The organism is Streptomyces sp. NPDC088706, assembly GCF_044752765.1.
In the GTDB taxonomy this organism is placed as follows: Bacteria; Actinomycetota; Actinomycetes; order Streptomycetales; family Streptomycetaceae; genus Streptomyces.
In genome coordinates, this window is sequence record NZ_JBIVLW010000001.1 from 1,128,882 (window position 1) to 1,151,465 (window position 22,584).

The 22,584-nt window shown below is 67.9% G+C and carries 16 protein-coding genes and 3 pseudogenes; 9 read left to right on the plus strand and 10 right to left on the minus strand.

The genetic code is table 11. From position 1 onward, the window contains the following. Positions 1-5 precede the first annotated feature (5 nt). Positions 6-1,832, minus strand: coding sequence for a phosphoenolpyruvate carboxykinase (GTP) (locus ACIQAK_RS05065; protein WP_366391031.1), 1,827 nt, complete (start codon positions 1,830-1,832; stop codon positions 6-8). Positions 1,833-2,041: 209 nt separating this feature from the next. Here ACIQAK_RS05065 and ACIQAK_RS05070 point away from each other — a divergent pair, with 209 nt between their 5' ends. Then, entirely contained in the window at positions 2,042-2,755 is a 714-nt protein-coding gene (locus ACIQAK_RS05070) for a hemolysin III family protein (protein WP_366391030.1), read from the plus strand. A gap of 69 nt (positions 2,756-2,824) precedes the next feature. Here ACIQAK_RS05070 and ACIQAK_RS05075 read toward each other — a convergent pair. Further along, positions 2,825-4,863, minus strand: a pseudogene (locus ACIQAK_RS05075) (thioredoxin domain-containing protein). A gap of 110 nt (positions 4,864-4,973) precedes the next feature. On the opposite strand from ACIQAK_RS05075, the pseudogene ACIQAK_RS05080 reads away from it, so the two are divergent. Then, positions 4,974-5,181 (plus strand): annotated as a pseudogene (locus tag ACIQAK_RS05080) (hypothetical protein); the annotation flags it as partial. Positions 5,182-5,399: 218 nt separating this feature from the next. On the opposite strand, the gene ACIQAK_RS05085 reads toward ACIQAK_RS05080, so the two are convergent. The 3 genes from ACIQAK_RS05085 to ACIQAK_RS05095 are packed head-to-tail and all read right to left on the minus strand — an operon-like array spanning position 5,400 to position 8,889. Further along, the gene (locus tag ACIQAK_RS05085; RefSeq protein WP_366391029.1) at positions 5,400-6,104 is read right to left on the minus strand and encodes a hypothetical protein; all 705 of its coding nucleotides are present in this window, start codon (positions 6,102-6,104) and stop codon (positions 5,400-5,402) included. Further along, positions 6,101-6,523 carry a hypothetical protein gene (locus ACIQAK_RS05090; RefSeq protein ID WP_366391028.1) on the minus strand — a complete coding sequence of 141 codons (423 nt, stop codon included), beginning with the start codon at positions 6,521-6,523 and terminating at the stop codon, positions 6,101-6,103. The genes ACIQAK_RS05085 and ACIQAK_RS05090 overlap by 4 nt, the downstream gene beginning before the upstream one ends. Continuing rightward, positions 6,523-8,889 carry a glycoside hydrolase domain-containing protein gene (locus tag ACIQAK_RS05095; RefSeq protein ID WP_366391027.1) on the minus strand — a complete coding sequence of 789 codons (2,367 nt, stop codon included), beginning with the start codon at positions 8,887-8,889 and terminating at the stop codon, positions 6,523-6,525. Before ACIQAK_RS05095 ends, ACIQAK_RS05090 begins: the two co-directional genes overlap by 1 nt. A gap of 1,822 nt (positions 8,890-10,711) precedes the next feature. Here ACIQAK_RS05095 and ACIQAK_RS05100 point away from each other — a divergent pair. The 4 genes and pseudogenes from ACIQAK_RS05100 to ACIQAK_RS05115 all read left to right on the plus strand — a co-directional run bounded on the left by ACIQAK_RS05100 (position 10,712) and on the right by ACIQAK_RS05115 (position 16,190). After that, entirely contained in the window at positions 10,712-11,266 is a 555-nt protein-coding gene (locus ACIQAK_RS05100) for a hypothetical protein (RefSeq protein ID WP_366391026.1), read from the plus strand. Further along, complete coding sequence (locus ACIQAK_RS05105; protein WP_366391025.1) at positions 11,266-11,763, plus strand: hypothetical protein; 498 nt, start codon at positions 11,266-11,268, stop codon at positions 11,761-11,763. The genes ACIQAK_RS05100 and ACIQAK_RS05105 overlap by 1 nt, the downstream gene beginning before the upstream one ends. Positions 11,764-12,212: 449 nt before the next feature. Further along, the gene (locus tag ACIQAK_RS05110; RefSeq protein ID WP_366391024.1) at positions 12,213-12,725 is read left to right on the plus strand and encodes a Uma2 family endonuclease; all 513 of its coding nucleotides are present in this window, start codon (positions 12,213-12,215) and stop codon (positions 12,723-12,725) included. 199 nt (positions 12,726-12,924) lie between these two features. Beyond that, positions 12,925-16,190: pseudogene (locus tag ACIQAK_RS05115) on the plus strand (tetratricopeptide repeat protein). A 35-nt stretch (positions 16,191-16,225) separates the two neighbouring features. Here ACIQAK_RS05115 and ACIQAK_RS05120 read toward each other — a convergent pair. Together ACIQAK_RS05120 and mca are read right to left on the minus strand one after the other, a co-directional pair. Then, positions 16,226-16,462, minus strand: coding sequence for a hypothetical protein (locus tag ACIQAK_RS05120; protein WP_366391023.1), 237 nt, complete (start codon positions 16,460-16,462; stop codon positions 16,226-16,228). Between the two features lies 1 nt (position 16,463). After that, positions 16,464-17,345: a mycothiol conjugate amidase Mca gene (mca, locus tag ACIQAK_RS05125; RefSeq protein ID WP_366391022.1), complete on the minus strand. Its 882-nt coding sequence runs from the start codon at positions 17,343-17,345 to the stop codon at positions 16,464-16,466. Between the two features lie 122 nt (positions 17,346-17,467). On the opposite strand from mca, the gene ACIQAK_RS05130 reads away from it, so the two are divergent. After that, positions 17,468-17,884 carry a DUF4307 domain-containing protein gene (locus ACIQAK_RS05130; protein ID WP_366391021.1) on the plus strand — a complete coding sequence of 139 codons (417 nt, stop codon included), beginning with the start codon at positions 17,468-17,470 and terminating at the stop codon, positions 17,882-17,884. A 199-nt stretch (positions 17,885-18,083) separates the two neighbouring features. Next, positions 18,084-18,581, plus strand: a complete 498-nt coding sequence (gene greA / locus ACIQAK_RS05135) for a transcription elongation factor GreA (protein ID WP_161279789.1) — start codon at positions 18,084-18,086, stop codon at positions 18,579-18,581. 96 nt (positions 18,582-18,677) lie between these two features. Here the strand turns inward: greA and ACIQAK_RS05140 are convergent, their stop codons facing one another. The 3 genes from ACIQAK_RS05140 to ilvA all read right to left on the minus strand — a co-directional run bounded on the left by ACIQAK_RS05140 (position 18,678) and on the right by ilvA (position 21,869). Continuing rightward, positions 18,678-19,541, minus strand: a complete 864-nt coding sequence (locus ACIQAK_RS05140) for an ABC transporter permease (protein ID WP_366391020.1) — start codon at positions 19,539-19,541, stop codon at positions 18,678-18,680. Next, positions 19,538-20,521 carry an ATP-binding cassette domain-containing protein gene (locus ACIQAK_RS05145; protein WP_366391019.1) on the minus strand — a complete coding sequence of 328 codons (984 nt, stop codon included), beginning with the start codon at positions 20,519-20,521 and terminating at the stop codon, positions 19,538-19,540. Before ACIQAK_RS05145 ends, ACIQAK_RS05140 begins: the two co-directional genes overlap by 4 nt. Positions 20,522-20,639: 118 nt before the next feature. Then, a complete protein-coding gene (ilvA, locus tag ACIQAK_RS05150; RefSeq protein WP_366391018.1) occupies positions 20,640-21,869 on the minus strand; it encodes a threonine ammonia-lyase in 1,230 nt (409 codons plus the stop codon). A 157-nt stretch (positions 21,870-22,026) separates the two neighbouring features. Here ilvA and ACIQAK_RS05155 point away from each other — a divergent pair, with 157 nt between their 5' ends. Continuing rightward, positions 22,027-22,557 (plus strand): MarR family transcriptional regulator, encoded by a 531-nt coding sequence (locus ACIQAK_RS05155; protein ID WP_366391017.1) that lies wholly within the window; start codon positions 22,027-22,029, stop codon positions 22,555-22,557. Positions 22,558-22,584: the final 27 nt, after the last annotated feature.

The window sequence follows — 22,584 nt, forward strand, 5'->3', positions numbered from 1 at the left end:
CGGGCTCAGCCCAGCCGCTCCACCAGCGCGCGGTACTCGTCCCACATCTCCTTGGGCGTGTGGTCGCCGAAGGTGTTGAGGTGCTCGGGTACCAGGGCGGCCTCCTCGCGCCAGACCTCCTTGTCGACCGTCAGCAGGAAGTCGAGGTCGGACTTGGCGAGGTCCAGGCCTTCGGTGTCCAGCGCGCCCTTGGTCGGCAGGATGCCGATCGGGGTCTCGACGCCCTCGCCCTTGCCCTCCAGGCGCTCCACGATCCACTTCAGGACGCGGCTGTTCTCGCCGAAGCCGGGCCAGACGAACTTGCCCGCCTCGTTCTTGCGGAACCAGTTCACGTAGTAGATCTTCGGGAGCTTGGACTGATCGGCCTTGCCGGCCCCGACCTTGACCCAGTGGTTCATGTAGTCGCCCATGTTGTAGCCGCAGAACGGCAGCATGGCGAACGGGTCGCGGCGCAGCTCGCCGACCTTGCCCTCGGCGGCGGCGGTCTTCTCGGAGGCGACGTTGGCACCGAGGAAGACGCCGTGCTGCCAGTCGAAGGACTCGGTGACCAGCGGGACGGCGGAGGCGCGCCGGCCGCCGAAGAGGATGGCCGAGATCGGCACGCCCTTGGGGTCCTCCCACTCGGGCGCGATGATCGGGCACTGCCCGGCCGGGACGGTGAAGCGGGCGTTGGGGTGGGCGGCGGGCGTACCGGACTCGGGGGTCCAGTCGTTGCCCTTCCAGTCCGTGAGGTGCGCGGGCGCCTCCTCGGTCATGCCCTCCCACCAGACGTCGCCGTCATCCGTCAGCGCCACGTTGGTGAAGACGGAGTTGCCCCACATGGTCTTCATGGCGTTGGCGTTGGTGTGCTCGCCGGTGCCGGGCGCGACGCCGAAGAACCCGGCCTCGGGGTTGATCGCGTAGAGCCGGCCGTCCTCGCCGAACCGCATCCAGGCGATGTCGTCGCCGATGGTCTCCACGGTCCAGCCGGGGATGGTGGGCTCCAGCATGGCGAGGTTGGTCTTGCCGCAGGCCGAGGGGAACGCGGCCGCGACGTACTTGGACTCACCACGCGGCGGCGTGAGCTTCAGGATCAGCATGTGCTCGGCGAGCCAGCCCTCGTCACGGGCCATCACGGAGGCGATGCGCAGCGCGTAGCACTTCTTGCCGAGCAGGGCGTTCCCGCCGTAGCCGGAGCCGTACGACCAGATCTCGCGGTCCTCGGGGAAGTGCGAGATGTACTTGGTGGTGTTGCAGGGCCACGGGACGTCCTCCTGGCCCTCCGCCAACGGCGCGCCGAGGGTGTGGACGGCCTTCACGAAGAAGCCGTCGGTGCCCAGTTCGTCCAGGACCGCCTGGCCCATCCGGGTCATGGTGCGCATGGAGACGGCGACGTACGCGGAGTCGGTGATCTCGACGCCGATGGCGGAGAGCGGCGAGCCGACGGGGCCCATGCAGAAGGGCACGACGTACATGGTGCGACCGCGCATGGACCCGCGGAAGACACCATCGGCACCGGTGAAGATCTCCCGCATCTCGGCGGGGTCCTTCCAGTGGTTGGTGGGCCCGGCGTCCTTCTCCTCCTGGGAGCAGATGAACGTACGGTCCTCGACGCGGGCGACATCGCTCGGGTCGGACGCGGCGTAGTACGAGTTCGGGCGCTTGATCTCGTCCAGCTTGGTGAACGTGCCCTTGGCGACGAGCTCCCCGCACAGGCGCTCGTACTCGGCCTCGGAGCCGTCGCACCAGACCACCCGGTCGGGCTGGGTGATCGCTGCGATCTCGTCGACCCAGGAGACCAGCTCCTGGTGGTGGGTGGGGACGGTGAGGGGAGCCGCGATGTCGCGCGCCACGATCGCTCCTTGATGAGGGTATGTGTTGTCAGGTGCCCCGTGGGGGCTGCGACCCGGATGCTTCGTACCCTTCGATCCCCTGGCGCTCATCCGGTGCCGACCGCACTCATTTGATCATCCGACCGTTTCGCCCATCTGTCCAGGGGGCCTCACACGTGAGCATCGCCACTCGTATCCGTTACCTACGGTTGCGTAGGTAGCATGCGGATATGACTGACGCCGCCGCTGCCGCCGCGACCCCGAGCCCGATCGGGGCGACCACAGGCCCTGTCGAACTCGACCCCGTCCCCGTCAAGCCCCGGATGCGCGGCTGGCTGCACGCCGGCATGTTCCCCGCGGTGCTGATCGCCGGGATCACCCTGATCGCCCTGACCGACAGCGCTCGCGGCCGGATCGCGTGCACCGTCTACATCGCGACGGCCTGCCTGCTCTTCGGCGTCAGCGCGGTCTACCACCGCGGCACCTGGGGTCCGCGCGGGGAGGCGGTGCTCCGCCGCCTGGACCACGCCAACATCTTCCTGATCATCGCGGGGACCTACACCCCGTTGACCCTGCTCCTGCTGCCCGAATCCACCGGACGGCCCCTGCTCTGGGCGGTCTGGGCGGCCGCGGCGGCGGGCATCGCCTTCCGGGTCTTCTGGGTCGGCGCCCCGCGCTGGCTCTACACGCCGTGCTACATCGCCATGGGCTGGGCGGCGGTCTTCTTCCTGCCCGACTTCATGCGGACGGGCGGCATCGCGGTCCTGGTGCTCGTCATCGTCGGCGGGCTGCTCTACAGCGCGGGCGGCGTGATCTACGGCCTCAAGCGGCCGAACCCGTCGCCGCGCTGGTTCGGCTTCCACGAGGTCTTCCACTCGCTGACCCTGGCGGCGTTCGTGGCGCACTACGTGGGCATCTCGCTGGTGGCGTACCAGCACGGATAGACAGTCAGGCGGTACGGGTGAGGGGCCGGTCGCACGTGGCGACCGGCCCCTCACCTCCGTGTACGGCGCTCAGCCGCCCAGCTTGACCGCCAGCTCGCCCGCGTCCGTGGTCGGCGCGTCACACACGAAGTGCCGACAGACGTAGGCGGTCGGCTCCCCGCCCACCAGGGGCCGGTCCACCAGCAGCGGGAACTCGGCCCCCGCACCCGGTCCCTCGCCCGCCGCGACGACGGCACCGGGGGCCCGGCCCAGCAGCGCCGTACGGTGCAGCTCACCGCCGACCGGCCCGGCGACGGCCACCTCGCGGGGCCCGTCCAGCAGGGCCTCGGCGACGGCGAGCCCCCAGCCGATGAACCGGGGGGCGCGCGGGGCCAGCGCCTTGACGACACCGAGCGCCCCCTCGGCGGCGGTGCGGTGGGCTTCGGACCCGGTGTACGCGGCGTAGGTGAGGAGCGCACCGGCCGCCGCGGTCCACCCGGCCGGGGTGGCGCTGTCGGTGGGGTCCTGCGGACGGCGGATCAGCGTCTCGGCGTCGTGGGCGGTGTCGTAGAGCTGCCCGCCCTCGCCGGTGAACTGCTCCAGCACGATGTCCAGCAGGAACCCGGCGAACTCCAGCCACGCGCCCTCACCGGTGACGGCGGCCAGCGCGAGGAAGCCCTCGGCGACATCGCCGTAGTCCTCCAGCACCCCGGCGTTGTCGCCCGCGCGCCCGTCCTTGGAGGTCCGGGCCAGCCGGGCCACCTCGCCCAGGTGCACCCTCACCAGCAGGTCGGCGGCCTCGGTGGCCCGCTCGACGAGGTCGGGCCGGTCGAAGTAGGCGCCGGTCTCGGCGAGCGCGGCGATGGCGAGCCCGTTCCAGGCGGCGACCACCTTGTCGTCCCGCCCCGGACGCGGCCGCTCCCCGCGGGCCGCCAACAGCCGGGCCCGTACGTCGGCGACGCGCCCCGCGTCCACGGGTCGCGCCTCACCGGAGAGCTGGAGGACGGAAGCCCCCTCCTCGAAGGTCCCCTCCTCCGTCACACCGAAGTACGCGGCGGCGAAGGCCCCGTCCTCCTCACCGAGCACCTCGCGCAGCTGCGCGGGCGTCCACACGTAGAACGCGCCCTCGACGTGCTTGCCCTCGGCGTCCTCGCTGTCGGCGTCGAGCGCGGAGGCGAAGCCGCCCTCGGCGGTGCGCAGCTCGCGCACCATGAAGTCGGCGGTCTCCAGAGCCACCCGCCGGGCCTCGGCCGACCCGGTGGTGCGCCAGAGATGGGCGTACACGCGGCACAGCAGCGCGTTGTCGTACAGCATCTTCTCGAAGTGCGGCACGACCCACTCGCGGTCCACGGAGTAGCGCGCGAACCCGCCGCCGAGCTGGTCGTAGATCCCGCCGCGGGCCATCGCCGAACAGGTGTCGGCGGCCATCTGGAGGGCGCCCTGGGACCCGGTGCGGGCGTAGTGCCGCAGCAGGAACTCGATGGCCATGGACGGCGGAAACTTGGGCGCACCCCCGAACCCGCCGTGCTGCTCGTCGTACTCCCGGGTCAGCCCGAGGAGCGCCTGCGCGAGCTCCGGCTCCCCCGGCACCCCCTCGCCCCCAAGGGCGAGCGACCGCCCGGCCAGATCGGCGACGATACGCCCGGCGACCTCGGCCACCTCCGCACGCCGGTCGCTCCACGCGGCGCCCACACCTTCGAGCACCTGCTGGAAGGAGGGCGAGCCGTGCCGGGGCTCGGGCGGGAAGTAGGTCCCGAAGTAGAAGGGTTCGGCGTCCGGCGTGAGGAAGACGGTCATCGGCCAGCCGCCGTGCCCGGTGGCCGCCTGGACGGCCTCCATGTAGACGGCGTCGACGTCGGGCCGCTCCTCGCGGTCGACCTTCACGGCGACGAAGTGCTCGTTGAGATAGGCCGCGACGGTCTCGTCCTCGAACGATTCGTGGGCCATCACATGGCACCAGTGAATTAGCAGAAGCATAAGTGGCAGGACGCATAGCCCACACTCAAGAGGATGGGCACGTCCCGCCGCTTAGCTTCTTCCATCGCCTCCTCTCCCCATGGCCACCAGTCCACTGGATTGGAGGCGTGCTGGAGTAGGTAGGGCGACTGCGAATTGGCCAGTCGATTCATACACGCATCGTTGCATGATCCGGAGCTTCTGACCTACGGCTTCGCAACCTCCGTGTCGAACCCAGCACGCCAGGGGCGTGCCTCCCTGCTGGACCAACGAGACGGGCCGCCTGCCGGAGATGGTCGCGTCGCTGTCGTCCATGCCGCTGGCCGTCCGGCGGCTGGAGCCCGTGGAATTCCGCCGGACGACCTCCGTGGTGCACCGCGGCGGACCGGGCGACCGCCGCGGCGGACCGGGCGACCGCCGCGGCGGCTACGCTGCTCGCCCTCCTGCGGAGTGGGTTCGGGCGGGCAGCGGCACTGTGCGCAGCCGACTAGCACCCCGGACAACCGAAACGGCCCGCCGAAGGAGCCGACGGGTCGTCACGAAAAATCGAGGCCAAGGCGGTAAGGGCGAGCCGAAGACACCCACGAGCCGCTGACATTGGAATCACGCTTCCCACCATCGATGGCATGCAGCCGTCGGATCGGACATCATCCCGTAACCGTTCGCCAGACAACCTGCCGACCCTGCGCGGGCACAGCTGGGGCAGTGGTCAACGTGTGTTCTTTGCCGCTCGAGAACGAGACATCCGGGAGCGGGTGAAAGCGTCGATGCAGCCCGCGCCCTTTCCGGGGCGGGTGTTCCAATCACCGATGCGGTCAGCCATCGCTTCAAGGCGCCGATCACCAGGAGGGGTGGCTATATGGAAGTGGGACTGTTTGAGCGGGTCCAGCTCTCCGCCCCACGCTACGACTTCACCCACGTCGGCAAGAATGTCCTCTACCACTGTCACCGATAGCTCACTCATGCCGTTGGCGGCCGTACCGCCCAGCGGATAGAGCATGGACTGAATCGCTACGGCTGTCCCGGACAGGTAATTCGATTCGAAATCCGCCCCCACTGCACGGTCCGTCGTGTGCCCTGCCAGCTCTTCGGGTCGAAGCATATCGATCTCGTAGGCATAGCGGCGCACAACATACAGCAGAATGGTCGCAGCTGCGCCCTTCGTGAGCCTGACGTTGAGCTTCGGTACACCCTGCACCTGGTACTGGGTGGTCTCAGTCAGAATATCCCAGCCATTTGCGGACTTTCGTCCGATCCATTCCCTGTCTTCCGGCAGCTTCACCTGCTTGGCACTCGGCAGTGGCTTCGGCCGGGCAGAAGCCTGCGCGGGGCTTCCGCTGGTGGCGAGAGCGAGGCCGGCAGCGGTAGCTGCACCTGCTCCGAGCAAACGTCTACGACTGGTTGTACCGCTCATGAGGAGACCGGTTCCTTTCTGTGAAAAATCGCAAGAGCGATCCGGAACAGAGCAAGGGCGAGAGCGCTGACGGTGAAGGCGGCGAGAACGGCGATCGTGGGGTTCACCCATGCGGGCACCAGACTGACATGCTCGTTGCATGCGTTGGCCAACGGGAAGACGGATGTGCCATTCGCTCCCGTGCGTTCACGCCACGCCTGGTCGTAGGTGGTGTGATGGGTGAGCTGACAGGATTCCCGACTGTCCAGCCCCCCTGCGAAGATGCCGATCCCCCATACGACGACTGCCCAAACGCCGACCGCCAGGGCGGCACCAATGAGCTCGATAGGCTGCTCGTACCATCGCGATCTAACGCTGCGACGCATCATCAGTCCTGCCAGGATGGCTGGGCCGAGAGCTGCGAAGACGAGAAGGGACATCAGGACTCGGAACCCATCCTTGCAATGATCGCGTCGGCAAACCCCTGGCAGAAGCCTTGCAGTTTATCGAATCCGCCAGGAAGGTTGGCTAGCACTGTCGGAGATTGCGCCCCGGTTGCCAGGATCAGCGCAGAGCGCGCAACGTTGTACGTTTCGTTCTCCATCGTCAGAGCGTTGTACGCCTGGGCCTTGCAGTCTGCTGCCGTGAAAAACCGCTTGTTGAAATACTGCGTGAACCGGGTGCGGTGGCCACCGCCATCGCCATAGTACGTCCGCACGAACTGGTTGATCGGAGTCCCGTCAGCGCAGGCGCGGGCAATCAGGTAGCCGTCGGCGTCTTCGAGCAGGTCCTTGAAAGAGAAGGAAGAGGATATGCCCGGCTTGGCGAGCTTCGCGTCACAGTACGCTTTGCCGGACGCATACTGCTGTTCGTCGTTGCGCCAGTTGGCATAGAAGGTCATGAGGTCGCCAGCCCACCCGGCGATGTCCCCAGCGTTCACGGACTTGGCATTTGTTGGTTGGGCATAGAGCAGGTGGCCGTTAGCGGTGGCCAGCAAGTGCTCGGGGCCCATTTCGTAGCCCGAGACAGGGTCGACGAATTCCTCCTTCACTCTGTGGCCCTTACGCTCGGCGTAGGCGACCCAGTCCCGGTCGTAGGGGCCGATGAGGTAGCCCCAGTTATATCCGCCATAGTTTTCGTGGCGGACGAACTCCATCACCAATTGGGAGGCGCTGCGGTTGGTGGCGTTGGCAGCCTTGTATTCCTGGGCCGTCGCATACAGTTGATCAATGTAGGATATGAAGTCCGCTGCCGGGGAGGCAGTAGTGGCCAGTGAGGACACGCCGGGGTCGCCGCCGTCTTCACGGAGCCGCCACACGGTGTTGTCCAAGTCGATCCTTCCCCCGGCGCCGCCTATCTCGATGCCAGATATCTCCTTGATCTGGTTCAGCGACCAGTTCGCAGGGAGAGGGAAGCCGAGATTCCCGGAGAAGCCCCAGGACATACCTGAAACGAAGGAGAATCGGGCGTAGGTCTTGTTGGTGACGTTGATGCACACGTTCCTCGACCCGTACACGCCATGGACGTACTTCTTGCCACGATCGGCCAGGCCGGCTACCACGCCTTGGTAGTACTTCACGATGTAGGGGTCCATTTGATCCTGGGTGGCATCATAGTCCACCGCGAAATAGATGACCGACCCGCGTGGGATACCGAACGTCGTCGCCTTCTCGTGCGCTATCAAAGCGTGCTGGAAACCTGTCGTGTAGGTATACTCAGTCGCATCCCGACCGTGGACCTGCATGATCGGGAAGAATCTCAGACCGGCATTGAGGATGACCTCAAGCTCACCGGGCAGGATCTCCTTCTCGAATTTGGGATCCGGACTGTAAAGGTACCGTCCGACGATCTGGTAGTCGTTATTCTTGAGCCATCTGGCACGGTCAGCATTAATGACGAACCGAGTGTCGGAGCCGAACACCTTGCGATCGGGATTTCCCATGGACACGAGTAGCTGAGACCACGTGTCGTAGTCGCCCTTGCCGGAAGCCGGTAGGTAGGAGAAGCTCTGGAACAACTTTACGTACCTGGTGATCGCCGCGTCGAAAGTGGAGGTGAAGTTGGTCCGCTCCGCGTACTCACCGACCGGCACCGGTTCATTGAACACGCACGCGGCGGTGAACAGTCGCACCATGATGCCGGTGGCACCTTGGGCAAGCGTGTGGTTTTTCAGGGCGGCCTGGGTGCCGGGCCCGAAGTTTCCATTCGGCGACGCGATGCCCATCTCATACTGGAGAGCAATCACCAAGGATTTTTGCACATCGCGCGAATAGAGTCCGTCGCACGGCCCAATTGAGTAGGAAGACTTTTCCCAGTATAGACCGTTCAACCATTGCTGAATTCCGCGGATCTTGTCAGTACCGCCAGCGACCACAACATAGGAGTCCATGGTGAGAAGGGCCTTGAAAACCTTGGCCTGCACCATGCGGTTCCACCCCTCCTGACCCTCCTGCCATATACCCATGTTCTTCTTCATCGACTCAAGTGCGTCGGCGTTGAAGGTGTCCCCGGCTTCTCCCCAATAGCCCTTGCAGAACAAGCCGTAGCGAACGATGTAGGGAATGTTCTTATTAGGCTGGTTCTCTCCGTCGGTAATGCCCTTGAGTGCCTCAAGCTTACTCATCGTGGTCGCCCCGAACGAGGCAACGACCGGGCTGATTCCCAGCTCGTGCTGCAGGCCCATGATCAACGAGTTCATGGTCGACCAGCTGGTCTGACCGTTTTCTGGGCACTTCACGTACCCCGACACGCCAGCATAGGTGGCATTGACCCACTTCTGACCCTCGAGGACCTTCGCATCAGCCACGAGAACCTACCTTCCCTAACTTTGAGTGAGAAATATGTTCGCTTGCCACCATGGTCAACATGGTGCGCGACTCAGCAGGCACAACCGAGAGAAGCGAGTCCATCAGTAATCCATGACTGCATGAATGTAGATTTTCGAGGAATCCGGCGGGGCGCCTTCACAGGAATCGCCCATGAGTACGGATTCTCTGCCCATCTGGCCTGGCGCCGGCATTGTCCGAGCACTCGGGACACCACTCGGCGTGGCGGGATCAGTGAATGAGGAATTACGTTGGCAGCGGCTACAGCGACCTCCGGGTTGGCCGCGATGATCTGCCAAGTTTCGGCTGATGCCCGCTTGACACCTCGCTTGGAGCCCTCGACGTCCAAAGTTGCGACCGACGCGTTGCCCTGAGGCCCGGCCTGGTCAGCCGCCGACGCAGCAGGGTCCGTTATTGTCACGGCCAACAGGACGGCACATTCGAAGAACAAACAATATTCTTTATCAGCCCCCCGTGAAGGAGTCGGGCAGCTCCGATGCAGCGACATTTATGCTTGAAATTCTCTTGCAAGAACGCTCATTGATTTTCACCGACCAGCGGAGGGGTGACGTGTCACGATTTATCAATTTTGCAGGTATAAGGTCTACTTTCTTTACCGCCTGATGGAGAGCCTCGGAACTGTCACACATCTCGCCAATGAGGTCACAGGATATTCACGAGGAGTCGACAAGTCTGTGATCAATCACACAAGGCGCGCCGGGCCACGGGATCTTGGCTCGAATTCGCCGACAGTTACATGTCGTGTGAGAAAGCCGTGTTTCCACGGATGGGTGGGCAGCCTGTCGAGTGCCCACACCGGGCATTCCGGATAAACTGGTGAATAGGATCGGACGCGAAACAACGCGAAATCGCAAGGTCCCGTTTTCTGTGTCGGTAAGACTGGCCGGAAAATGTCCCTGCCCGACTCTGTCGGGATCATGGTGTTCCACCGACCGGATTACTGGTGGTTCAGAATGCTTCGGACGGTTCGGTGCAGCCCTGTCTCCCTGGGGTGATCAGTCTCCATTCGTCCTCGGTCCGGTGTGATGATGCCGGCGCTCGCTGCTCGGACGGCTCGGACGAGTCATGCTCACCGGCTGACGTGGAGCCTCCGCTCCAGCGACACCCAGGAGGGGCTTCAGCACGTGATCGCCGGCAACTTCGATCCAACCGCAGCGCGGGCCACCTCTGGAGAAACTGCCGACGATGGGCACGAGACGGCCGTGCTTTAAGGCGTCAGACCACAGACTATTTGCGCCTGATGGCCCACGGAACGTCTCGCTGGTAGGTGCGGTATGTCAGGAACGGGACGCCCTGGCCCTCGTAGATCTGGATGATCAGCGCTTGTGAGTCGCTGCGAGGCCAACGGCTCAATGGCCTGAATGTCCTCGCCGTGCGCCAGCTGGATAGGCAAGCAGGCGGACGGCTCCGGCAGGCAGGTTGAGGAAGGCCCAATGGCGACAAGTGCGTAAGAGGCGGCTTGTTTCGGAATTGAATGGACAGGTGATGCCGATCAGCTCAGCGTTCGCTTCTTGGCTAGATCTCGACCACAACCGTTCTGCTCTCTTCGCTGCCCCTGAGTTGACTTTTCCAGAGGTCTCCTGCTCAGTCCGCCTCGGTTACTCCGTCGGTGCCACTCTCACCCGTGCGAGCTGGAAGACAGAGGTGGCGGAAATACTCCTGTAGATCACTGAACGCCAGCTCTTTGGTCGTCGGCTTGATCAACAAACCTGTTCGCAGGTGCATTCGATGCGGTACTGTCCGTGCGTCAGGATCACCTGACTGTCACTTTAAGGGGAGAAAGTGAAGACTGTTGTGCGTATGGGGAGCATCTGTGCAGTCCTGCTTGCCGTGACAATGGCTGCGCCTGCCGCCTCGGCGGCCGACAAGGCCGACTTGAGGAGCAACACCCCGATCGCGACCATGGACGTTAAGGGCGTTCAGGTCGACGAGCGGGCAACAGAAGAAACCAAGCAGGTCATCGCGGCTGAACCGGCGGTGGCTGCAGCTGCGGCCAACGTGTGCGGATCTGGCTACACCATCTCTGTCCGGGCTGCCCGTTACGGCACCTATGCCACCGCCTATACCTGGACCAACGGCAAGACAACGGGTGACAGTTACAACGACAAGCCGATCTGTGCCGTGCTCTTCAACGACACCGGCGTCGCGCACTACATGGGTATCCGCTTGAAGGACAACTACACCAGCACGCCCGATGTTCAGGACTTCGGTACGTACAGCACCTACGCCGGGCCCGTGTACCAGAACAAGGGCTACTGCGGCGTGGCGTACTCATACATGAAGGTCGGCAGCAACGTGGTCGTCGACAACAACCTCACTGTAGGAGCCTGCAACTAGTGCCAGCCCTCAACTTGCTGCTGCGCCCCGTGTTCTGGGGCGCAGCACTGGTCACAATCACGTTTGTGGTCACCGGGTGCTCGAACGGCGAGAGCCATCTTCCCGACTCCTCAGTTACTGCCCCGGCCCCTGCCGCGTCGAGCAGTGCCCCAAGTGCTCCGCCAACACCTGAAGCCAGTCAGGAGCCGTCGCCGGTCATCAGCTACCTGGGGATGACGAAGGTTGTGACGCTCGGCGACACGGAGGTGCGAGCCACTCGCGATTCGATCGGATTCAGAGTTGCCTGCAACGCCACCAATAGCACTGACTTGAATCGCAATATTAGAGTTACTGTCAGCATAGGCAACGGAACGGACTGGGTGCAAACCACCAATTTTGAATTCAAACAAATAGCGCCAGGTCAAATTGGCAGAGAATCCGTACTCATGGGAGATGCCTACGAGGGCGTCTTGCCGGATGATCCGAAGATCTACATCGAATCAGCCATCTATTACTGAGAACTGTATTGATCCCAAGCGCTTTGAGTTCAGGCTCGCGTGGTCGCCGAACGCGCAGGAAGCTGTGCGGTTGCTGGCAGTTTCCACGTCGGTGGAGGGCCGGGATCGGGTGGAGGTCGCCGCCCTGTTCAAGGTGTCAAGGCCGTGGACAACTGGTGGGAGAGGCCGGTATGGAGCTGTTCAACCCCCGTAGCCCGCGGGCACCTCGAACGAACCGTATTTAGCGGTCTGTTCAGCTTGCGCCACGCACAGTAACGGCCGTCAGCGTACGTGGTGCGGAAATACCCGATCAAGGTCTTTGACAGCAGGGAGCTCACGCCGCCGATCACCATGACGAGCCGGGAGGCGTCCAAGGAAGGCAGGCTGGCGACGCCGACCACGATGGTCATGTGGGGAAAGACGAGCCAGGCCACGGCGCTGGAGAGCGAGTTGCCGAGCGAACGCGTGCCATGGTCGGCCTTTCGAGAGGAGCCACCCCCCTGCGCACGGAGAAGTGGACGACCTTCGAGTCCGAGGAGCAGTGCGCCGGCATCGAGGTCGTGGACGGGATGGTCCTCGAGAGCCCGAGCCCCTCCAAGCGGGACAACCGGCCGGCCCGCATCCTGGCCAACGCCTTGGACGCCGCTGCGGGCAGGGACTGGAACGCGGACACGGAACTCGATGTCCGCCTGCAGGACGTTCCGCTCACCAACCGTCGTCCGGGCGTCGTCGTCTACCGGGCGGCGACCATCGACCTCACACCCACCCGCCCCGAGCACGTGCTCCTGGTCGTGGAGGTGGTGTCGCCCGGCTCGGAGACCACGGACCGGATCGTGAAGGTCGACCAGTACGCCAAGGCCGGCATCCCCTTCTACTGGCGGGTCGAGCAGGCCGCCACCGGGGTCCCGATCGTCTGTACCTATGTCCTCGATCCCGCCACCAAGGCTTACCGGGACGGCGAGATGTTCACCCGCACGGTCTAGGCCGCCGCACCCTTCCCGGTCGTCGTGGACCTGGGAATTCTCTGACCGCGCCGGCAGCGGCCACGCACCCCTTCCTTGACCTTCCCCTTGCACGGTGGCCCTCGCGCCGAAGCGTCGTGCACAGGACACTTGACCCTGATGCCGGGTCACGGATGCCCGGCGCCGGACGCTTGGACGCCACTCCCGGAGAGGGACACACATGCGGGACAGCCATCGGGCGGAAGCGACACGGCTGTTGGCGCGCGCCGTGGAGGAGGAGGCGCGTCGCACGGGTGGCCGGAGCGACCCCGGTGTGCTGATGGCGCGGGCCACGGCGGCGCTCGACACCATCGCGGCGGGGGCGCGCGAGGAGTACGCCGCGTACACGCAGGTGCTCGACGCGGCGGCGGCCGGCGAGCGGCCCCTGGCGGAGCGGCTCACCAAGGAGGCGCTGGGAACACCCCTGCTGGTGACCGGTGTTGCCGCCGTCGCCGCGTTCGGGGCGGACCTGGCCTTCGGTACGGCCACCGGCCCCGCCCTCGGCGCGGGCGCCGTCGTCGCGGTGGCCGGCGCCGCGACGACCGTGGTGAAGGCCACCGCCTCGCACTGGCCCGCCGCCCACCGCCGCGCCGCTGCGGCCGGACAGCCGGGCGGGGCCGAGCAGTTGCGCCTCCAGTGGCTGACCGCCCTGGAGGTACGGGGCATCCGCCCGTATCTGGACCAGCAGCGCATGCTGACCCCCGCCGCCCGCGCCCCCAGGAAGCAGACCGCTCCGGTGGTACGGCAGTTGCGCGGCGGCGACCGCAGCGCCGCCACCCGCACCCGGGTCGTGCTGGAACAGTCCTTCGGCCAGCTGCCCGACGCCGGAGGGCCGTTCACCGGGCGCCGGGCGGAACTGGACCGGATCGCCCAGTGGGTGCACGCCGCCCGCGCCGCCCCGCAGACCCGGCCCACCGTCGTCGTCCTGCACGGCGAGCCGGGGTCCGGGCGCACCACGCTCGCGGTGCGGGCGGCGCACGCGCTCAAGGACCAGTTCCGGGGAGCCTGCGTGGACGATCTGCGGGGGCAGGTCGCCGGGGAGAGCCCGCTGCCGACCCGCGACGCCCTGCTGCATCTGCTCAACCGGCTGGGCGCCCCGCGCGAGCAGCTGCTCTTCCGGGACGGGGCCACGCCCGGAGCTGCCGACGGTACCCAGCCGCAGGCGTACGGGAAATCCGCCGCCGAGCAGCACGTACGGCGCCTCGGCGAGCTGTACCACCAGCACCTTACCGGTACCCCGGTCACCGTCGTGCTCGACGACGCGACCGACGCCGAGCAGGTCCGCACCCTCGTCCCGGAGCGCTCCGACAGCCTGGTGATCGTCACGGCCCGGGAGCCCCTGGAGCTGCCGGCGGACATCCCGGCCCGGGTCCACCACCTGCCGGTCGGTCCGCTGGACGCGGCCGGGGCGGAGGAGCTGCTGCGCGAGGTGGCCGGGGGTGAGGAGGCGGGGCCCTACGACTAGCCGGCCACCGAAGCCGTCGTGGAGCTGTGCGGCGGGCTGCCGCTGGCGCTGCGGGTGGCCGCGTCCTCGCTCGGGGCCCGTACGCGCAGCGCGCTCGCCGAGGATCTGCGCGCGTACGGTCCGGTCCCCCCGGTCGACCGGGCTCTGTGGCTGCGCTACACCGACCAGGGCGAGGTGGCCCGCCGGCTGCTGCGGCGGCTCGCGCTGGCGGGCCGGGCCAGCCTGGGTGCGGCGGCCGCCGCCGCGCTGCTGGCGGCCGACGAGCAGGAGGCCGAGCGGCGGCTGGCGGAGCTGACCCGGGCCGGGCTGCTCACCCACGTACGAGGTTCGCGCTACCGGCTCCACGACCTCGTCCGGAGCTTCGCGCTGGCCCGGCTGCTCGACGAGGAGGAGCCCGCCGAGCGGGCCGCCGCCCACGAGCGGCTGCTGACCAACTACGCCGAGCTGGCCGACGCGGTGATCCGCATGGTCGACGGGAAGATGTCGACCCGGGCCGGCCGGTTCGGCTCGCACGGCTTCGGTTCGCTCGACGCGGCGCTGCGCTGGCTGGACGACGAGTCGAGCTTCATCACCTCGGCGCTGCGCCACAGCGAGGGCGTCGACCAGGGCACGGTCCTGAACCTGCTGGGCGCCCTGTGCGACTACTGCCTGCTGCGCGAGGACCTCTACCGGCTGGGCGAGATCAGCGAGCTGACCCGGTCCGTCGACCAGGGGTTGCTGGAGCGGTCGGTGCAGTGGCGTACCGGGATCGCGGCGCGGCAGCTCGGCGAGCTGGACAAGGCCCGCACCACGCTCTCCTCGGTGGTGGGCCTCTACCGCGAGGCGCACCACGACGCCGGCGCGGCGCTCGCCCTCTGCTCGCTCGGCATCACCCTGCACCACCAGGGCAACCTCACCGAGGCCGCCGCCCGGCTCGGGGAGGCGCTGGAGCTCCAGTCCTCCGAGTCGCAGGCCGAGGACCGGGCCTGGACCCTGCACGCGCTGGCGGCGGTCGAGCGCGACCGGGGCGACCTGGCCCGCGCCCTCACGCTGCTGGACAGCGCGCTCATCCTGCACCGGGAGGGCGAGTCGCTGCACGGAGGGGCGTGGACCCGCTTCCAGCTCGGCCAGGTCCGCCTGCGCACCGGCGAGGTGGCGGCGGCCGAGGAGGCCCTGTCCACCGCCCTGGCACTGTACGGCCGCACCCGCGACGGCCGCGGTGAGGCGTGGGCGATCACCCAGCTGGCCCGGGCCCGGCTGCTCAAGGGCGACCCGCGGGCCGCCCTTGAGCAGCTCCGCGACGCGCTGGCCCGGCACCGGGACGACGAGGACGCGCGCGGTGAGGCGTGGACGCGGTACTACCTGGGCCAGGCGCTGGAGGAGGCCGGCGACACCGTCGAGGCGGTACGGGAGCTGGAGCGGGCCCGGACGATGTTCTCCCGGATGCGGGACGTGTACGGACTGGCCTGCGCCCGCCACCACTCGGGGCGGGTGACCCGCGACCAGCGGGCCGCGCAGACGGGGAACCTGCGGAACTCCGGCTTCGCCCGGCAGCTCCTGATGGACGCGCGGGCCGACTTCCGGCGGATCGGGGTGGCGCACGGGGAGGCGTGGGCCTGCCTGGAGCTTGCGCTGATCGACGCGGGCAACGCGCGGGCGGCCCAGGCGCTCGCGCTGTGCGGCGAGGCGGTGGAGCTGTTCGCCTCGTACGGGGACGAGCGGGGGCGCGACTGGGCCCGGTTCCTGCGGTGCACGCTGCTGCCGTACGCCTCGCCGGGCGGCAGCGAGGTGGGCACGTGGTGGCCCAGCAGGAACTGGCGGAGCTGGCCGCCGCCCACCACCCGGCCCGGGACTCCCGGCTGGAGCGGTGCGCGGAGGCGTTCGCGGTGGTCCTGGAGCGGGGCGTGGAGCTGGAGGACGGCTGGCAGGCGTGGCGGCTCGGCCTGATCCCGACCCGCCACTCCCGCGAGGTGATGGGCACATCCAGCCCGTCCGGCGTCTGAGGACGGGAGCCCGCGCCGCCCGGGGGCCCCGGGGCCTACTTCTCGGCGGTCGCCCCGGGGGCCCCACTCCGGGCTGCCTCGGGGGCGGCCGCGTCCGGGGCCTCCTCGAAGTTCACCCGCCCCATGTGCCGGTTCATCGACTTCATCAGCTGCCACACGCCGACGGCGAGGGCCGCGAAGACGAGGAAGCCGAGGACGCCGGGGGTGACCTTGTTCTTGTCGAGCTCGGCGGCGAGCGGGACGACGTGCGTCAGTGCCTGGGTCGCGTACATATCAGGCATTGTCGCGGATGCCCGCGAAGAGGTCGCTCTCGGGGAGGGAGGTATCGACGTGGGACTTCGCCAGCTCGTACTCCTCGGTCGGCCAGACCTCCCGCTGGACGTCCATCGGAACCCGGAACCAGCCGCCCTCCGGATCGATCTGCGTGGCGTGCGCGATCAGCGCCTTGTCACGGATCTCGAAGAACTCGTCGCAGGGAACGTGCGTGGTCAGCGTGCGCTCGACCCGCTCGAACTCCTTCCAGCGCTCCAGCCACTCCCCGTACGGCGACTCCAGGCCCCGGGCGAGCAGCGCCTCGTGCAGCGCGACGGTGCGCGGCCGGTTGAAGCCCTGGTTGTAGTAGAGCTTCTTCGGCGCCCAGACCGGACCGAACTCGTCCTCCGGGAACGCCTCCGCGTCGGCCGCGCCGTCGAACGCGATCATCGAGACCGTGTGCGTCATGATGTGGTCGGGGTGCGGGTAGCCGCCGTTCTCGTCGTACGTGGTGATGACCTGCGGCCGGAACGCTCGGATCTTCGCCACCAGCCGCCCGGCCGCGACCTGCGGGTCCTCCAGCGCGAAGCAGCCCTCGGGCAGCGGCGGCAGCGGGTCGCCCTCGGGGAGGCCGGAGTCGACGAAGCCGAGCCATTCCTGCTGGACGCCCAGGATCTCCCGGGCCTCGTCCATCTCCTTCTTGCGCACCTCGTGGATGTTCTTCTCGATGTACGCGTCGCCCTGGAGCTTCGGGTTGAGGATCGAGCCGCGCTCGCCTCCTGTGCAGGTCACGACCAGCACGTCCACCCCCTCGGACACGTACTTGGCCATGGTGGCCGCGCCCTTGCTCGACTCGTCGTCGGGGTGGGCGTGAACGGCCATCAGTCGCAGCTGCTCAGTCAAAGCTCGATCCTCAGTGATGTGGTCGCGGTGTGGGGCGCGGTCGGATGACAAAAGGGCGACTTCTATAGTGACCGAACGGGCAGGTGGAAAATTCCTCGTTGCCCGGACCGGAGGGAAAGATCATGACGGCGGTTCGTGAAGCCACGCCCGAGGGGCGGTACGGCAGGACCGACGATCAGCGCGCGGACCGCACGCTGAAGATCGTCGGTTCGGTGCTGGGCGTCGCACTGCTCGGCGTGGTCGCCTGGATCGGCTTCGACTACGTGGGCGGCAAGGGGATCAGCGGCGAGCTGATCAAGTTCGACATCGTCTCCGACGTGCGGACCGAGGCCCACCTCGAAGTGCGCAAGGACCGCGGGACGGACGGCTTCTGCACGGTACGGGCCCTGAGCCAGGACGGCAGCGAGGTCGGCCGCAAGGAGGCCCGTTTCGGCCCCGGCGCCGACCGGATCGACGAGCTCGTGGTGATGCGGACGCGGGCCCGGGCCACCGCGGTCGAGCTCACGGGCTGTAGTACGGGCGACGCTCCGGCCGGCTGACCTTCCGGCGTGCCCGATGTGAGGCACCCGGTGTGACCTGGGCCTTCCCGAGGTGGAGCGGGCCACCCGGACGTGTGACGGTTTACCTTCTCCCCCTTTTCCTGGGGAATTGTTAGGCTCGTGGTTTCGCCCACCCGTGGAAGCACATGCTTCCGGGTAGGGCGATGCTTTGTATATCCAGCACCGACGAGGAGCACCTGTGACCCAGACCAGCGAAAACGTCACCTGGCTCACGCAGGAGGCGTACAACCAGCTCAAGGCCGAGCTGGAGTACCTGTCTGGTCCCGCGCGCACGGAGATCGCCGTCAAGATCGCGGCGGCCCGTGAGGAGGGTGACCTCCGGGAGAACGGCGGGTACCACGCGGCCAAGGAGGAGCAGGGCAAGATGGAGCTGCGGGTGCGCCAGCTGACCCAGCTCCTGGAGCACGCGAAGGTCGGCGAGGCGCCGGCCGACGACGGCGTGGTCGAGCCCGGCATGGTCGTGACGATCGCCTTCGACGGCGACGAGGACGACACGACGACGTTCCTGCTGGCCTCCCGCGAGTACGCCAGCGCGGACATCGAGACGTACTCCCCGCAGTCCCCGCTCGGCATCGGCGTGAACGGCAAGCGGACGGGCGAGGACGCCGAGTACGAGCTGCCGAACGGCAAGACCGCCACGGTGAAGATCCTGGCGGCGAAGCCGTACACGGGCTGACGTCCGGCCCACCACGACAGAACGACGCGGGAGCCCCGGCCTGAGGAGAAGGCCGGGGCTCCCGCGTCGTTCGTCAGTGGCACACCGCCGAGGGTCTCAGACGGTCGCCGAGCGGTACTTGCGGACCGCCAGGGTGCGGAAGACCACGATGATCAGGACCGACCAGATGACCGAAGCGAGGATCGGGTGCTCCATCGGCCACGCCCCGGTGACCGACTTCGGCACCCCCGGCATCGTGTTGCCGAAGAGTTCTCGGGCGCCCGCCACCGTGGCGCTGAAGGGGTTCCACTCGGCGACGTGCTGGAGGAAGGCCGGCATGCCGGTGACCGGCACGAAGGCGTTCGAGATGAACGTCAGCGGGAACAGCCAGATCAGCCCGCCGGAGGTCGCGGCCTCCGGGGTCCGCACGGACAGGCCGATCAGGGCGCCGATCCAGGAGAACGCGTAACCGAGCAGGAGAAGCAGCAGGAAGCCGCAGATCACCTTCCCGAGGTTCTCGTGGGTCCGCCAGCCGACGATCAGGGCGACCCCCGCGAGGACGACGAGGGTGAGGGTGGTCTGTACGAGGTCGGCGAGCGTACGTCCGGTGAGGACGGCTCCCCGGGCCATCGGCAGGGACCGGAAGCGGTCGATGAGCCCCTTGTGCATGTCGTCGGCGATGCCCGCGCCGGCGCCCGCGGTGGCGAAGGTGACGGTCTGGGCGAAGATGCCCGCCATCAGGAACTCCTTGTACAGCTGCGGGTCGGTCGAGCCGCCGATGCTGATCGAGCCGCCGAAGACGTACGTGAAGAGCACCACGAACATGATCGGCTGGATCAGCCCGAAGATGACCATCTCCGGAATCCTGGTCATCCTGATCAGATTCCGCTTGGCGACGACGAGCGAGTCCCGGACCGACTGGACCACGCCTCCGGAGGGGCGGGGGGTCAGGGCGGGGGCGTCCTTCGTGGTGACGCTCACGGGGTGTCCTCCTTGCCGTGGTGGTCCTCGGGGCCGTCCGCCTCGGCCGCGTGGCCGGTGAGCGAGAGGAAGACGTCGTCCAGGGTGGGGCGGCGCAGGGCGATGTCGTCGATCTCCACGCCGGTCCCGTCGAGCTCGCGGATGATCTCGGCCAGCAGCTTGGCCCCGCCGCTCACCGGGACGGTCAGCTTGCGGGAGAGCCGTACGACGGTGACCTCGCCCTTGCCGAGCGTGGCCAGGACGGACCGGGCGCGCTCGATCTCCTCGGGCCGGTGCACGACGACCTCGACGCGCTCGCCGCCGGTGCGGGCCTTCAGCTCGTCGGAGGTGCCGCGGGCGATGACCTTGCCGTGGTCGATGACGCAGATGTCGTGGGCGAGGCGGTCGGCCTCCTCCAGGTACTGCGTGGTCAGCAGGAGGGTCGTACCGCCTGCCACCAGGTCCTCGATGACGTCCCACAGCTGCTGCCGGTTGCGCGGGTCGAGACCGGTCGTCGGCTCGTCCATGAACATCACGGGCGGCGAGACGACCAGGGCGGCCGCGAGGTCGAGCCGGCGGCGCATACCGCCGGAGTACGTCTTGGCGGTGCGGTCGGCGGCCTCGGCGAGGTTGAACCGCTCCAGCAGGACGCCCGCCCGGGCCTTCGCGTCGCGGGCGCTCATCTGGTAGAGCTGCCCGACCATCTGGAGGTTCTCCCGGCCGGTCAGATACTCGTCGACCGCGGCGAACTGGCCGGAGAGCCCGATCGACCGGCGTACCTCGTTGGGCTTCTTCAGCACGTCGATGCCGGCCACGAACGCAGCTCCGCTGTCGGGGCGCAGCAGGGTGGTCAGGACCCGTACGGCGGTCGTCTTGCCCGCGCCGTTGGGTCCGAGCAGCCCGAGGACGGTGCCCTCGGGCACATAGAGGTCGACTCCGTCCAGGGCTCGTACGTCACCGAAGGTCTTCACCAGACCCTCGGCATGGATGGCACCTGGCATGGAAGGGACTCCCCCGTCACTCGTTCTCGGTACGTGGTTCCGTGAGCGATCCTAGGATTCGCGGGGCCTCACCGCGCGGTGAATAAAGAGATCCGGCCGGGAGGCCGGAACCGGACGATCAGCCGATGACCCGGTAGCCCTCCGCGCGCAGCGCCGCCGCGACCTCTTCGCAGTGCCGGGGCCCCTTGGTCTCCAGGTGGAGGTCGACCTCCACCTCGGTCAGCCCGAGGCGCGGATCGGTGCGCACATGGCCGATGTCGAGCACGTTGGCGTCGGCCACGGTCAGGGCCGCCAGCAGGGTGGCCAGCGCCCCCGGCCGGTCGGTGAGCCGCAGCCGCAGGCTCAGGTAGCGGCCGGCGGCGGACATCCCGTGGCGCAGGACGCGCTGCATGAGCAGCGGGTCCACGTTGCCGCCGGAGAGCACCGCCACCACCGGTCCCCGGAACGCCTCCGGGTCGCTGAGCAGCGCGGCCACCGGGCTCGCCCCGGCCGGTTCCACCACCAGCTTGGCCCGCTCCAGGCAGAGCAGCAGGGCGCTGGAGAGCTCGTTCTCGGTGACCGTGCGGACCTCGTCGACCAGCTCCTCGATCACCACGAACGGGACGTCCCCGGGGCGCCCCACCTTGATGCCGTCGGCCATGGTGACCGGGTCGTCGAGGGAGACCGGGTGCCCGGCGGCCAGCGAGGGCGGGTAGGCGGCGGCGCCCTCGGCCTGGACGCCGACGATCCGGATGTCGGGGCGCAGCGCCTTCACCGCGACGGCGATGCCCGCGGCGAGGCCGCCGCCGCCGAGGCCGACGACGATGGTGCGGACCTCCGGGCACTGCTCCAGGATCTCCAGCCCGACGGTGCCTTGGCCCGCGATGATGTCGGGGTGGTCGAAGGGGTGGATGAAGACCGCGCCGGTCTCCTCCGCGTACCGTTGCGCCGCGGCGAGCGTCTCGTCGACGACCTGGCCGTGCAGCCGCACCTCGGCCCCGTACTCCTGGGTCGCGGCGACCTTGGGCAGGGGGGCGCCGACGGGCATGAAGACGGTGGAGCGTACGCCGAGGAGGGAGGAGGCGAGCGCGACGCCCTGGGCGTGGTTCCCGGCGCTGGCGGCGACCACCCCGGCCGCCCGCTCCACCGGGGTGAGGCCGGAGATCCGCACGTACGCGCCGCGCAGTTTGAAGGAGCCGATGCGCTGGAGGTTCTCGCACTTGAGGTGGACGGGGGCGCCGACCAGCTCGGTCAGGTGCCGGCTGCCCTCCAGGGCGGTCACCCGGGACACCCCGGACAGCATCTTCTGCGCGCCCCTGACGTCGTCGAGGATCAGGGCCGGGTGTCGGGCGGTCACGCGGAACGTCATGCCCGCAAGTCTTGCAGCTCGCGGAGGCCGCGGCAGACTTGTCTCATGGTGGCCTGCGGTGGTGTCCGCAGGTTTGTGCGGCACTGGTACGCGTTGCCCCGGGGCCGCGTACTCTGTCCCCCACCCATCCGACACCGCACGAAGAGAGCCCCCGGCCATGCCCCCTCAGGACATGACGACTGCTGCGTCTCCTTCCGGGGGCGCCGCCCCCGAACACCCGGGCCCCGAGCACCTGCTGGACTCGCTCCAGCACCAGGTGGCGGTCTTCGCCCGCCGTGCCGAGCAGACCCGCCTCGGCGGTGTCGGCCAGGTCCGCAACTCGATGGACCGGGCGGCGTACCTGCTGCTGAACCGGCTGGACAAGGAAGGTCCGATGGGCGTCAAGGCGCTCGCCGCGGGCATGGGGATCGACTCCTCGACGGTGACCCGGCAGGTCGCGCCGCTCGTCGACACCGGGCTGGTCAAGCGGACCTCGCACCCGGAGGACGGCCGGGCCGTCGTGCTCCAGCTCTCCCCGCGCGGCCAGGCCCGCCTGGACGAGGTCCGCGCCTCGCGGCGCGAGCTGATGTCCCAGGTGACGGACGGCTGGACGCAGGAGGAGCGGGACACCTTCTGCGCCCTGCTCACCCGGTTCAACGGATCGCTGGCCGCCCGGCAGGCCGCGCACCAGCCGCCGCAGACCGACTGACCCGGCCCGGCCCCCGTCCGTCTCGCA